General features: G+C 66.4%; 10 protein-coding genes. 4 read left to right on the forward strand and 6 right to left on the reverse strand.

Going from position 1 to position 13,554, the window contains the following annotated elements; translation table 11 throughout:
* Positions 1–158 precede the first annotated feature (158 nt).
* The 6 genes from ACIP0B_RS04970 to ACIP0B_RS04995 form a co-directional block, all read right to left on the reverse strand.
* Positions 159–1,628, reverse strand: coding sequence for an efflux transporter outer membrane subunit (locus tag ACIP0B_RS04970; RefSeq protein ID WP_400830230.1), 1,470 nt, complete (start codon positions 1,626–1,628; stop codon positions 159–161).
* Positions 1,625–4,732: an efflux RND transporter permease subunit gene (locus ACIP0B_RS04975; RefSeq protein WP_400830232.1), complete on the reverse strand. Its 3,108-nt coding sequence runs from the start codon at positions 4,730–4,732 to the stop codon at positions 1,625–1,627. The genes ACIP0B_RS04970 and ACIP0B_RS04975 overlap by 4 nt, the downstream gene beginning before the upstream one ends.
* A gap of 79 nt (positions 4,733–4,811) precedes the next feature.
* Entirely contained in the window at positions 4,812–7,910 is a 3,099-nt protein-coding gene (locus ACIP0B_RS04980; RefSeq protein WP_400830233.1) for an MdtB/MuxB family multidrug efflux RND transporter permease subunit, read from the reverse strand.
* Positions 7,907–9,214: an MdtA/MuxA family multidrug efflux RND transporter periplasmic adaptor subunit gene (locus tag ACIP0B_RS04985; RefSeq protein WP_400830234.1), complete on the reverse strand. Its 1,308-nt coding sequence runs from the start codon at positions 9,212–9,214 to the stop codon at positions 7,907–7,909. Before ACIP0B_RS04985 ends, ACIP0B_RS04980 begins: the two co-directional genes overlap by 4 nt.
* Before the next feature lie 175 nt (positions 9,215–9,389).
* On the reverse strand, positions 9,390–9,890 hold the full coding sequence (tpx, locus tag ACIP0B_RS04990; protein WP_400830235.1) for a thiol peroxidase: 501 nt from the start codon (positions 9,888–9,890) through the stop codon (positions 9,390–9,392).
* Between the two features lie 235 nt (positions 9,891–10,125).
* Positions 10,126–10,569 carry a polyketide cyclase gene (locus ACIP0B_RS04995; protein WP_400830237.1) on the reverse strand — a complete coding sequence of 148 codons (444 nt, stop codon included), beginning with the start codon at positions 10,567–10,569 and terminating at the stop codon, positions 10,126–10,128.
* A 133-nt stretch (positions 10,570–10,702) separates the two neighbouring features.
* Here ACIP0B_RS04995 and ACIP0B_RS05000 point away from each other — a divergent pair, with 133 nt between their 5' ends.
* The 4 genes from ACIP0B_RS05000 to ACIP0B_RS05015 all read left to right on the forward strand — a co-directional run bounded on the left by ACIP0B_RS05000 (position 10,703) and on the right by ACIP0B_RS05015 (position 13,547).
* Positions 10,703–11,128, forward strand: coding sequence for a YciI family protein (locus ACIP0B_RS05000; RefSeq protein ID WP_400830238.1), 426 nt, complete (start codon positions 10,703–10,705; stop codon positions 11,126–11,128).
* A gap of 196 nt (positions 11,129–11,324) precedes the next feature.
* The gene (locus tag ACIP0B_RS05005) at positions 11,325–11,549 is read left to right on the forward strand and encodes a hypothetical protein (protein ID WP_400830240.1); all 225 of its coding nucleotides are present in this window, start codon (positions 11,325–11,327) and stop codon (positions 11,547–11,549) included.
* A gap of 12 nt (positions 11,550–11,561) precedes the next feature.
* The gene (locus ACIP0B_RS05010; protein WP_400830241.1) at positions 11,562–12,512 is read left to right on the forward strand and encodes a transporter; all 951 of its coding nucleotides are present in this window, start codon (positions 11,562–11,564) and stop codon (positions 12,510–12,512) included.
* Between the two features lie 54 nt (positions 12,513–12,566).
* Positions 12,567–13,547, forward strand: coding sequence for an AAA family ATPase (locus tag ACIP0B_RS05015; RefSeq protein ID WP_400830242.1), 981 nt, complete (start codon positions 12,567–12,569; stop codon positions 13,545–13,547).
* Positions 13,548–13,554 lie beyond the last annotated feature (7 nt).

Genomic DNA, 13,554 nt, shown 5'->3' on the forward strand with positions numbered 1-13,554 from the left:
GAAACGCTTGTTTGATGAGCGCGAACGCTCTGGAACGACACTTGAGGAGCTGCCGCTGTGGCGAAGGAGCTTGCTCCCGCTGGGCTGCGCAGCAGCCCCCAAAAGTCTGTGAACGCTGCGCGCTCGAACGGAACGCTGCAGCGATCCGACAAGCGCCCTCAGCGGCTGTCGCTCATCTCCAACTGGCCGTCCCAACCGCCCCCAAGCGCCGCAATCAACTGCACACTGGCGATCAGGCGGCTCTGCAGCACATTGAGCACACTGCGCTCGTTGCTCAGCGCCGTGGCCTGCACCACCACCACATCGATGTAGGCGATGAGGCCGGCCTTGTACTGGTTCTCGGTCAGGCGCAGGGAGTCCCGCGCCGCATCGAGGGCTTCCTGGCGCACGCCCGCCTCGTTCTCGTACACCTTGAGCTGCACCAGGTAGTTCTCCACCTCGCGGAAGGCGTCCAGCACCGTCTGCCGGTACTTGGCCACGGTCTGGTCGTACACCGCTTCGGTGCGGTCGACCTCCGCCGAGCGGCGGCCGCCGTCGAACAGCGGCAGGTTGAGCTTGGGCCCCACCGACCAGAAGCGGTTCGGCAGGCTGATCAGGTCCCTCGACGTACTGCTGCTGTAGCCGCCGCTCAGGCTCAAGGTCAGGTCCGGGTAGTAGGCGGCCTTGGCCACGCCGATGTTGGCGTTGGCGGCGATCACCGAGCGTTCGGCCGAGGCGATGTCCGGTCGCCGCTCCAGCAGCTGGGACGGCAGGCTCAACGGAATCTGCGGCAGCTTCGGGATGTCCTGGGTTTCGGCCAGCTTGAACTGCGCCGGCGGCTGGCCGGTCAGCACCGCGATGGCGTTCTCGAACTGCGCCCGTTGCCAGATCAGGTCCACCAGATCGGCCTGAGTGGTCTTCAGCTGCGTCTGGGCCTGGGCCACCGCGTCACGCCCGGACACGCCGGCGTTGTACTGGTTCATGGTCATCTTGAGCGAGCGCTCGTAGGCCGCCACCGTGGACTCCAGCAGGCGCTTCTGCTGGTCGATCACCCGCAGTTGCAGGTAGTTCTGCACCAGTTCCGACTGCTGGCTCAGGCGCATCGCCGCCAGGTCCGCAAAGCTGGCCTGGGCGCTGGCCTCGTCGGCCTCCAGCCCGCGGCGCAGCTTGCCCCAGATGTCGGCCTCCCAACTGACGCCCAACTGCGTGTTGTAGGTGTCGCGGATGCCGCTGGACGAGCTGCTAAGGCTCGAACTGCTGCTGCCGGTGCCTTGGCTTGAGCGGGTCTTGCCGGCGCTGAGGTCGATGCTCGGGTAGAACGCGCCCCGTGCGTCGCGCACCAAGGCCTGGGCCTGACGGTACTGGGCCTCGGACTGGGCGACGGTCTGGTTGGCGCTGTTGAGCTTCTCGATCAGTTCGTTGAGCTGGCGGTCGCCGTACAGCTCCCACCAGGCGCCGCGGGCCAGCGAGTCGCTGGGGCTGGCCTGACGCCAGCCCTCGGCTTCCTTGTACTGGGCGATGTCGGCGGTCTGCGGGCGCTGGTAGTCCGGGCCGACGGCGCAGGCGCTGAGCATCGCCACGCACAGCGACAGGCTCAGCAGACGCGAGCCGCGGACGGTGGCCAGTTGGATAAGCGAACGGTCAGTCATAGCGGAGTTTCCAGAGCGGCATCGGTGCGCACGCCACGCCATTGGTTGAAGCGGTGGCGCAGCTTGTCGAGATAGAGGTAGACCACCGGGGTGGTGTAGAGGGTCAGCACCTGGCTGAAGACCAGCCCGCCGATGATGGTCAGGCCCAGCGGCTGACGCATTTCGGCGCCTTCGGCCCGGCTCAGCAGCAGCGGCAAGGCACCGAGGATCGCCGCCAGCGTGGTCATCAGGATCGGCCGCAGCCGTTGCAGGCAGGCGCTGCGGATCGATTCCAGCGGCGACAGGCCGTCATGGCGTTCCAGCTGCAGCGCCAGGTCGATCATCAGGATCGCGTTCTTCTTCACCACGCCGATCAGCAGGAACAGCCCCAGCAGCGAAATCAGGCTGAACTCGCCGCCCAGCGCATAGATCGACAGCAGCGCGCCGACCCCGGCCGAAGGCAGCGTCGACAGGATGGTCAACGGGTGGATGTAGCTTTCGTACAGCACGCCCAGCACCAGGTACACCGCCAGCAGCGCGCCGAGGATCATGAACGGCTGGCTCTTCTGGGTCGCGGCGAACGCATCGGCGGTGCCGGCCATTTTCGCGATCACGTCTTCCGGCAGGCCGAGCCTGGCGATGGCCCGCTCGATGGCGGCGCTGCCCTGCTCCACCGTCACGCCTTCGGCCATGTCGAAGGAGATGTCCTCGGAGGCGAACTGGCCCTCATGGCTGACCCGGTCGTCCTCCAGGCTGCTTTCGTAGTGGGCGATGGTCGACAGCGGCACCCGCGCGCCGTCGGCGGTAATGACCTGCACCTGATTGAGGGTGACCGGATCCTGGGCGTATTTCGGATTGACCTCCATCACCACCCGGTACTGGTTGAGGCTGTCGTAGATCGTGGAGATCTGCCGCTGGCTGTAGGCGTTGTTGAGCACGGCGGTGACCATGTCCATGTCGATGCCCAGGCGCTTGGCCTGGTCGCGGTCGACGATCAGCGTCACCTGCTGCGCCCCGCGCCCTTCGCGGGCGTCGATGGCGGTCAGCTCCGGCAGCGCCCGGAGCGCCGTGACCACCTTCGGATACCACTCGCGCAGCGCGCCGAGGTCGCCGCTCTGCAGGATGTAGGAATACTGCGAGGTGGTCTGCTCGCGGCCGCCGCCGAACTGCAGGTCCTGGTCGGCCATCAGCATCAGTTGCGCGCCAGGCACCTTGGGCATTTCCTTGCGCAGGCGCTCGATGACCTTCTGCGCCGACAGGTTGCGCTCCTTGACCGGCTTGAGGCGCACCAGCATGAAGGCGTTGTTGGTGCCGTTGTTGCCGCCGATGAACCCGGCGACGCTCTCCACCGCCTCGTCCTTGAGCACCGCCCGGCGGAAGATCTCCATCTTGGGCTGCATCACGCTGAACGACAGGCCGTCGTCACCGCGCACGAAACCGATCAGCTGGCCGGTGTCCTGCTGCGGCATGAACGTCTTGGGCACCACCACGTACAGCGCGACATTGACGCCGACGGTGACGAACAGGCTCAACAGCGTCAGGCGCCGGTGGCGCAGCACCCAGTCGAGGCTGGTGGCGTACTTGCCGACCATCCAGTCGTTGGTGCGCCGGCTCCAGCGCTGCAGGCGGTTCTCCTGCCCCGGCGTGTGCGGCTTGAGCCAGCGGGCGCAGAGCATCGGCGTCAGGGTCAGGGACACCACGAGGGACACCACGATGGCGGCCGCCAGCGTGATGGAGAATTCACGGAACAGGCTCTCGATGATCCCGCCCATGAACAGGATCGACAGGAACACCGCCACCAGGGACACGTTCATCGACAGCAGGGTGAAGCCGACTTCCTTCGCGCCCAGGTACGCCGCCCGCATCGGCTTGACGCCCTCGTCGATGTGCCGGGAGATGTTCTCCAGCACCACGATGGCGTCGTCCACCACCAGCCCGGTGGCGAGGATCAGCGCCATCAGCGACAGGTTGTTCAGCGAGAAGCCGTACAGGTACATCACCGCGAAGGTGCCCACCAGCGACACCGGCACCGCCAGGGTCGGGATCAGCGAGGCGCGGAAGTTGCCCAGGAACAGGAACACCACCAGGATCACCAGCGCCACGGCGATCAGCAGGGTCATCTCGGCCTCGTGCAAGGTGGCCTTGATCACCGGCGACCGGTCCATCGCCAGGTTCAGCTTGACGCTGGCCGGCAGCACCGCCTGCAACGCCGGCAGCTGGGCCTTGATCTCGTTGACCGTCTCGATGATGTTGGCCCCGGCCTGGCGGTTGATCACCAGCAGCACCGCCGCGTCATCGTTGAAGAAGCCGCTGTTGTAGCGGTCCTCGACGCCGTCGCTGACCTTGGCCACGTCCTTGAGGCGCAGGGCCGCGCCGTCGGCGTAATGGATGATCAGCGACTCGTAGTCCTTGGCCTTCTCCAACTGATCGTTGGCCTGGATCTGCCACAGGCGCTGGCTGTCCTCGACCGAGCCCTTGGGACGGCGCACGTTGGCCCCGTCGATGGTCTTGCGCACATCGTCCAGGGACACGCCGTACTGGTTCAGGGCCTGGGGTTCGAGCTCGATGCGCACCGCCGGCAGCGAGCTGCCGCCGATCTGCACCTCGCCCACGCCCTGCACCTGGGACAGGCTCTGGGACAGGATGGTCGAGGCCAGGTCGTAGAGCTGGCCTTTCTCCAGCACGTCGGAGGTCAGCGACAGCACCATGATCGGCGCCTGGGAAGGATTGACCTTCTTGTAGGTCGGCATGCTGCGCATGCCGCTCGGCAACAGGTTGCGCGAAGCGTTGATCGCCGCCTGCACTTCCCGCGCCGCGCCGTTGATGTCGCGGTCGAGGTCGAATTGCAGGATGACCCGGGTCGAGCCCTGGCTGGAGCGGCTGCTCATGGTGTTGACGCCGGCGATGGCGCCGAACGAGCGCTCCAGCGGCGTGGCCACCGTCGAGGCCATGACCTCGGGGCTCGCGCCGGGCAGGCTGGCCTGCACCACGATCACCGGGAAGTCCATCTGCGGCAGCGGCGACACCGGCAGCAGGCCGAAGCTCACGCCGCCCAGCAGCATGATCGCCAGGCTCAGGAGCATGGTCGCCACGGGGCGTTTGATGAATGGGCCGGACAGGTTCATCGGCCTGCGCTCCCGGCGCCGGTGCCGAGCGTCACGGCGCCTTCGCGGGCGAGCCCGCTCGGTTTGCGGCTGGACAGGCTCACACCGCCACCTCTTCTTCGCGCGCGGACTTGCCGAAGCGGCGCCCCAACCGGTCGAAGTACAGGTAGATCACCGGCGTGGTGAACAGCGTCAGCACCTGGCTGGCCAGCAGGCCGCCGACCATCACCAGCCCCAGCGGCTGGCGCAGCTCCGCGCCGGAGCCGGTGGCCAGCATCAGCGGCACCGCACCGAACAGCGCGGCCAGGGTGGTCATCAGGATCGGCCGGAAGCGCAGCAGCGCCGCCTGGTAGATCGCCTGCTCGGGCGCCATGCCCTGATGGCGTTCGGCGTCGAGGGCGAAGTCGATCATCATGATCGCGTTCTTCTTGACGATGCCGATCAGCAGGATGATGCCGATGATCGCGATCATGCCCAGGTCGTTGCCGCTGATCAGCAGCGCCAGCAAGGCGCCGACCGCCGCCGACGGCAGGGTCGAGAGGATCGTGACCGGGTGGATGTAGCTCTCGTACAGCACGCCCAGCACGATGTACATGGTCACCACGGCCGCCAGGATCAGCAGCAAGGTGCTCGACAACGAGGCCTGGAACGCCTCGGCCGCGCCCTGGAAGCGGGTCTGCACGCCCAGCGGCATGCCGATGTCCTTCTGCACCTGCTCGATGACCTCCACGGCCTGCCCCAGCGCCACGCCCGGCGCCAGGTTGAACGACATCATCACCGCCGGGAACTGGCCGATGTGGGTGATCGCCAGTTGCGCCTGGCGCTCCTCGACACGGGCCAGGCTCGACAGGCGCACCTGGGCGCCGTCGGTGGTCTTGACGTGGATCTGGTCCAGCGCCTGCGGGCCGATCTTCTCTCCGGCCTGGGCCTGGAGCACCACCCGGTACTGGCTGGCCTGGGTGTAGATGGTGGAGATCTGCCGCTGGCCGAAGGCGTCGTACAGCGCGTCGGTGATGTTCGACACCGACACGCCCAGGCGCGAGGCCGCGTCGCGGTCGATCACCAGGTACACCTGCAGGCCCTTGTCCTGCAGGTCGCTGGCGACGTCGGTCAGTTCCGGGCGTTGGGCCAGGGCGTCGACCAGGCGCTTGCTCCACAGGCTCAGCAGGTCGGCGTCCGGCGACGACATGCTGAACTGGTACTGGGTGCGGCTGACGCGGTCTTCGATGGTCAGGTCCTGCACCGGCTGCATGAACAGGCGGATGCCCACCAGTTTGTCCACCTGCGGCTGCAGCCGGGCGATCACGTCGGCGGCGCTCAGGTCGCGCTCGCGGTGCGGCTTGAGGTTGATCAGCAGACGGCCGCTGTTGAGCGTGGCGTTGTCGCCGTCGACCCCGATGTAGGACGACAGGCTTTCCACCGCCGGATCCTCGAGGATCACCTTGGCCAGCGCCTGCTGGCGCTCGCCCATGGCGGCGAAGGAAATCGACTGCGGCGCCTCGGAAATGCCCTGGATCACCCCGGTGTCCTGCACCGGGAAGAATCCCTTGGGCACCGCCAGGTACAGGAACACGGTCAGCCCCAGCGTGCCGATGGCCACCAGCAGCGTCAGCGGCTGGTGCCGGAGCACCCACTGCAGCATCCGGCCGTACACCGCGATCATCCAGTCGATGAACTCGCCGCTGGCCCGGTAGAAGCGGCCCTGCTCGTGGGCCTCCGGTTCGCGCTTGAGCAGGCGGGCGCACATCATCGGCGTCAGGGTCAGCGACACCACGAGGGAAATCAGGATGGCCACGGCCAGGGTGATGGCGAACTCGCGGAACAGCCGCCCCACCACATCGGCCATGAACAGCAGCGGAATCAGCACGGCGATCAGCGACAGGGTCAGGGAAACCAGGGTGAAGCCAATCTGCTTGGCGCCCTTGAGCGCCGCCTGCATCGGGCTGTCGCCCTCCTCGATGAACCGCGCGATGTTCTCCAGCATCACGATCGCGTCGTCCACCACGAAACCGGTGGCGATGGTCAGGGCCATCAGGGTCAGGTTGTTCACCGAGAACCCGGCCAGGTACATCACGCCGAAGGTGCCGATCAGCGACAGCGGCACGGCCACCGACGGGATCACCGTGGCGCTGGCCCGGCGCAGGAACAGGAACGTCACCATCACCACCAGGGCGATGGCGATCAGCAGTTCGTGCTGCACGTCGGTGACCGAGGCGCGGATGGTCTGGGTGCGGTCGGTGAGCACGGTGACTTCAAGGCCCGCCGGCAGGTTGTCGGTGATGCTCGGCAGCAGCGCCTTGATCCGGTCGACCACCTCGATCACGTTGGCGCCCGGCTGGCGCTGGATGTTCAGCAGCACGGCCTGGTTCTGGTTGGCCCAGGCGGCCAGGCGTTCGTTCTCGGCGCCGTCGACGATCTGCGCGACGTCCTTGAGCCGCAGCGGCGCGCCGTTCTTGTAGGCCAGGATCAGGTTGGCGTAGTCCTCGGGGGACTTGAGCTGGTCGTTGGCGTCGAGCATCGACACCCGGGTCGGGCCGTCGAAGTTGCCCTTGGGCTGGTTGACGTTGGAGGCGCCGATCAGGGTGCGCACGTCCGACAGGTTCAGGCTGTTGGCCGCCAGCGCCTCGGGGTTGACCTTGATCCGCACCGCCTGGCGCTGGCCGCCGGCGATGCTGACCATGCCGACGCCGCTGATCTGGGCGATCTTCTGCGCCATGCGCGTATCGACCAGGTCGTTGAGCTTGGGCAGCAGCATGGTCTTGGAAGTGATGGCCAGGGTCAGCACCGGGGTGTCCGCCGGGTTGACCTTGTTGTACACCGGCGGCGCCGGCAGGTCGCTGGGCAACAGGTTGGTGGCGGCGTTGATCGCGGCCTGCACCTGCTGTTCGGCGACGTCCATGTTGATGTCGAGGCTGAAGCGCAGGGTCAGCACCGAGGCGCCGCCGGAACTGGTGGAGGCCATCTGCGTCAGGCCCGGCATCTGCCCGAACTGGCGCTCCAGCGGCGCGGTCACCGCGCTGGTCATCACGTCGGGGCTTGCGCCGGGGTACAGGGTCATGACCCGGATGGTCGGGTAATCGACCTGGGGCAAGGCCGACACCGGCAGCAGGCGGTAGGCGATCAGGCCGGCCAGGACGATGGCCAGCATGCTGAGGGTGGTGGCGACCGGGCGGAGGATGAACAGCCGTGAGATGTTCATGCGCCTTTCTTGGCCTTGTCGCCGGCGGCCGCTTCAGGGGCGCTGGACGCGGACTTGCCCTGCAGGTGGCCGGTCGGGGTGGCCGGCACGTCCTGGCTGTCGTTGACCACTTCCACCTCGCTGCCTTCCTTCAGGCGGTCGGTGCCTTCCAGCACGACGCGGTCGCCGGGCGCCAGGCCTTCGGTGACCACGGTGTTGTCGCCGTCGCTGGCGCCGATCTTCAACTGACGCAGGGTGACCTTCTTGTCGCCGTCCATCGCATAGACGAAGGTGCCGTTGGTGCCGAACTGAATCGCCGCCGACGGAGCCAGCAGCACGCCCTTGAGGGTGTCGGCCAGCAGGTGGACGTTGACGAACTGGTTGGGGAACAGCGACTGGTCGCGGTTGTCGTAGCGCGCCTTGAACTTCAGGGTGCCGGTGGCCACGTCGATCTGGTTGTCCAGGCTCTGCAGCACGCCGGTGGCCTGCAGGCGGGTGTCGCCGCGGTCCCAGGCCTCGGCCGGCAGCTTGGCGCCGCTGCGGTAGCGGGCGAGCACGGTGTCGAGGCTGTTTTCCGGCAAGGTGAAGGCGACGCTGATCGGTTGGGTCTGGGTGATCACCGCCAGGGCCGTGGTGTCGTTGGCCGCCACCAGGTTGCCGACGTCGAGCTGACGCAGGCCGACGCGGCCGGCGATCGGCGCGCGGATCTTGGTGAATTCGAGATTGAGCTTGGCGTCGTTGACCGCCGCCTGGTTGGTCTTCACGGTGCCCAGGTACTGGCCGACCAGCGCTTCGGCGGTGTCCAGGGTCTGCTTGGCGATGCTGTCTTCCTTGTACAGGCCGCGGTAGCGCTCGACATCGACCTGGGCGTTCTTCAGTTGCGCCTGGTTCTGCAGCAAGGTGCCTTCGGCCTGGAGCAAGGCGTTCTGGTACGGGCGCGGGTCGATTTCCGCCAGCAGGTCACCGGCCTTGACCATCTGCCCCTCTTCGAACCAGATCTTCACCACCTCGCCGCCGACCCGGCTGCGCACGTTGATGGTGTTGAGCGCGGTCACCGTGCCGAGCGCCTTGTAGTACAGCGGGAAGTCGCCCTTGACCACCGGCGCGACACGCACCGGCACCGGCCCCGAACCACCGCCGAACCCCGGACGCATCATCCCCGAACGGCCGGTGTGACCGGCCTGGGCCTTCTCGCCGCCCTCCTTGTGGGTGGTGCCGGCGGGCCAGAATTTCCAGCTCAGGCCGGCGACGGCCACCAACACAAGCAGGCTGAGCAGCCAGCGACGGGAATGACGGGGGGACGATTGCATGGAGTGATTGACCATTGGGCGCGTGGGCTTCTATTACGGGAGGCTGAACGATAAGCACTGGCGGGGATTAAGCAAAGCGGCTTTACCGGCAATTTACCTTCAACTTACGTTTCAAGGTGTGAGCCAAGAGACTGATACACAAATGAAAACGGCCTGGACAGGGCCAGGCCGTTAACAATTGTAAAAGCGCTTACTTCAGGGCGTTCAGAGCGGCGTCGTAGTTCGGCTCTTCGGCGATTTCCTTGACCAGTTCGCTGTGCAGGACGGTGTCGTTCTCGTCCAGCACCACCACGGCGCGGGCGGTCAGGCCCTTGAGCGGGCCTTCGGCGATGGCCACGCCGTAGTTCTGGATGAACTCGGCGCCGCGCAGGGTCGACAGGTTCTGCACGTTTTCCAGGCCTTCGGCGCCGCAGAAGCGGGCCTGGGCGAACGGCAGGTCGGCCGAGATGCACAGCACCACGGTGTTGGCCACTTCGTTGGCCTTCTTGTTGAAGGTGCGCACGGAAGTGGCGCAAGTCGGGGTGTCGACGCTCGGGAAGATGTTCAGCACCTTGCGCTTGCCGGCGTAGCTGGCCAGGGTGACGTCAGCCAGATCTTTGCTTACCAGGGTAAAGGCCGGGGCCTTGGAACCGGCTTGCGGCAGCTCGCCGTTGACTTGAACCGGGTTGCCTTTGAGGGTGACTTGAGCCATGGGCGAAATCCTTCTGAACGTTTTTGAATAATTTGTTGGACAGCATGCAAGAGGCCGAAGTTAACCACGAAATGGTCCGGCGACCTATGCCCCGACTGAAATTGTCATGCTCCGGCGCACAAAACTGGATACAACTGCCCATTCATCTGTAGGAGCGAGCCTGCTCGCGGTGACCGACCGCCACCGTCGCAGTGACCGATCCGGCGCCATCGCGAGCAGGCCCGCTCCCCCAGGGCTAGCCCAGCAACCGCAGCATGTTGCGGTGCCGCGCCTCGAAGATCCGCCGCATGTAGCCGTTGACCAGCAACCGCTCGCTGAACGCGCCGCCGATCGCCTTGTAGGTCACCCGGTCGGTGTACAGCGTACCGCCCTCGTCCTGCGCCACCCGGTGCTCGTGCCGGAAGGCGCGCAGCGGTCCCTTGAGCATTTCATCGACGAAGTGGCTGTCGCCGGTCTCGCGGATGGTCACCGTCCAGTCCGACGGGATCAGGTTGAACATCCAGTGGCGAAAGCGGAACTGGCGTCCGGCCTCGATCCGCAGGTCGTCCAGGTCGATGTCGTCCAGCGGCGTGATGCGTTCGGGAAAGATCTTCGGGAAGTTGGCGCCCTCCAGGCAGAAGTCCAGCACCTGCGACGGGGTGCGGCCGGGGATCAGGGTCGTGAGTTCCAGGACGGGCATGGCGAGGGGTTCCTTGAGGGGGCGGCATTTGTCAAAACGCAGGCCAGCATCTTTTATTTAGCGACCCTGTCGATTCAGGCCCACGGCGTTCGACTAGGTGGCAAATGTCCCACACCCACCGGAGATTCACACCATGCGATTCATGATCATCGTCAAGGCCAGTCAGGATTCGGAAGCCGGCGTCATGCCCAGCGAAGAACTGCTGACCGCCATGGGCAACTACAACGAGGCACTGGCCAAGGCCGGCATCCTGGTCTCGGCCGACGGCCTGCACCCCAGCAGCAAGGGCGCCCGCGTGCGTTTCTCGGGCGAGAAGCGCAGCGTGATCGACGGCCCCTTCGCCGAAACCAAGGAACTGATCGCCGGCTACTGGATCTGGGAGGTGAAATCCCGGGACGAAGCCATCGAATGGGTCAAGCGCTGCCCCAACCCGATGCCGGGCACCGACGCCGAAATCGAGATCCGCCAAGTGTTCAGCGCAGAGGACTTCGGCGCCGAGTTCACCCCCGAATTGCGCGAGCAGGAAGAGCGCATCCGCGACCAGGCGAAAAAGCACTGACACCTTCAGGGCGGGGGCGCCGTCCCCTGCCCTAGCCCCTCGCGCCCCTCCCAAAGAATTAATCCCTGAGACTGGATAACCGCCCATTTGCTGCTAGCGTCAACTGACACTGTCCACCGGCGTGAATGGAAAAGGTTCACATCGCTGCACCCAGGAATTCCGTGCCTTCCAGTACGCCACCAGGGAGTCGGGAACCATGTCGAAGAAAGTGGAGATGTCCGCCTTGCCGTCGACGCCTTCGTCAGCGTCCGCACCGTGCGGCCGGCCCGCGCTGGCCCTCAAATTCGCCGGCTACGGCCTGATGCTCGCGTTCGTCAGTTGCGGCGTCGGCGCCCGTGACCTCACTGCCGGCCAGCAGGCCGCCCCACCCCTCGCCACGGCGCAAAGCACCGCGCCATCCCCAACCCGTCCACACCCCTGAGCGGAGCCGTCCATGGCCAGACCCTGCGTCGTGCATCCGCTTGTGGCGCTGTGCATGTTCAGCCCGGCGATGGTGTTGGCGGCAGAGGGCGGCGTCGGCCGTCCCATCACCGGCCAGCAAGTGTTCTCCAATGCCGGGGTGGTGCCGCCCGCGCCCGGCTGGGTCATGTCGCTGACCAGCATCTGGTACGACGGCGACATCAAGGGCAGCCGCGGTGCGCCGATCTCCGGCGCGGTCAGCGCCGGGATCGACATGAAAGTCTCCTATACCCTGGCCAACTTCACCCATGTCTGGGACACCGGCAAGGGCCGCTGGAACTATGCCTCGGCCATCGGCGTGCCGGTGCAGTACACCGACGTCGGCGCCAGCGTCACCGGCCCGCGCGGCCGCACCCTCGGCACGGGCGATACCGCCACTCAGTTCGCCGATGCGCTGGTGACGCCGATCGCCGCCGGCTACCACTTCGACGAGGTCAACCATATTGCCTTCTCACTGCCGGTCTACGTGCCCACCGGGGCCTACGACAAAGACCGGCTCGCCAACGCCGGGCAGAACACCTACACCTTCATGCCCACCGTGGCCTTCACCCACCTTGACGGCAAGGGCGGCGAGTTCACCGTCTCCAGCGGCCTGGAGTTCTACACCCGCAACGACGCCACCGATTACCGCAACGGCAACCTCTTCACCCTCGACGCCATGTGGACGCACGGTTTCGGCAACGGCTGGAGCGCCGGGCTGGCGGCCGGTTACGTGCAACAGACCAGCGACGACAAGGGCGACACGGCCGACTCGCTAAACGGCTTTCGCGGGCGCTCCGTGGGCGCCGGCCCGGTGGTCGGCTGGAGCGGCAAGTTCGCCGACGCCCAGGCCAGCGTCAATGCCCGCTGGGTGCCGGAATTCGACACCAAAAACCGTCCGGAGGGCAACGGCGTCGCGGTCAATCTGACCCTGGCGTTCTTCTAGTCCCGCCGGGCGGCGCAGGCTTTTGTTCGATGCCTTGAGATAAGGAAACGCTTCATGACTGCACTGAATGACCTCAACGCGCTGCAGGCGAGCATGGCCGAAGCGGTGCTCGGCCAGGACCGGGTGATCCGGCAGATCCTGCTCGGCCTGCTGGCCAACGGTCACCTGCTGCTGGAAAGCCTGCCGGGCCTGGCCAAGACCCGCACGGTCAAGGCACTGTCCCGGCACCTGGACGCGAAGATGAGCCGCATTCAGTTCACCCCGGACCTTTTGCCCTCGGACATCACCGGCGCCGAAGTCCTGCACCAGGTCGAGGGCCGCAACGAGATCCGCTTCCAGCCGGGCCCGCTGTTCGGCAACCTGATCCTCGCCGACGAAATCAACCGGGCTCCGGCCAAAGTGCAGGCCGCCCTGCTCGAAGCCATGGAGGAGCGGCAGATCACCGTGGCCGGCAACAGCCATGCATTGCCGGAACTGTTCATCGTGGTGGCCACCCAGAACCCCATCGAGCAGGAAGGCACCTACCCGCTGCCGGAAGCGCAGATGGACCGGTTCCTGATGAAGGTGCTGCTCGACTACCCCAGCGCCGAGAACGAAAGCCAGGTGCTGCGCCTGCTGCGCGCCGAAGAGTTCGCCCAAGGCGCGAACGCCTCGCCGGCCAAGGGCTTCAGCCTGGCCCAGGAGGTGATTTTCGCCGCCCGCCGGGAAGTCAGTGCGGTGCATGTCTCACCGGCCATCGACCGCTACCTGATCGATCTGATCAACGCCACCCGCCACCCCGCCGACTACGACGAAGACCTCGGCCGCTGGATCGCCATCGGCGCCAGCCCCCGGGGCGGCATCGGCCTGGACCGCTGCGCCCGGGCCGATGCATGGCTGCAGGGCCAGGACTTCGTGTCGCCGGACAATGTGCGCGCCGTGCTGCACCCGGTGCTGCGCCACCGCCTGCAACTGAGTTACGACGCGGTGGCCGACGGCGTCAGTGCCGATCAGGTGCTCGACCGCATCCTCGACAGCGTGGCGATCCCCGCCTGAGGTGACC

Origin of the sequence: Pseudomonas sp. NPDC089534 (assembly GCF_044749305.1) — a bacterium.
In the GTDB taxonomy this organism is placed as follows: Bacteria; Pseudomonadota; Gammaproteobacteria; order Pseudomonadales; family Pseudomonadaceae; genus Aquipseudomonas; species Aquipseudomonas ekonensis.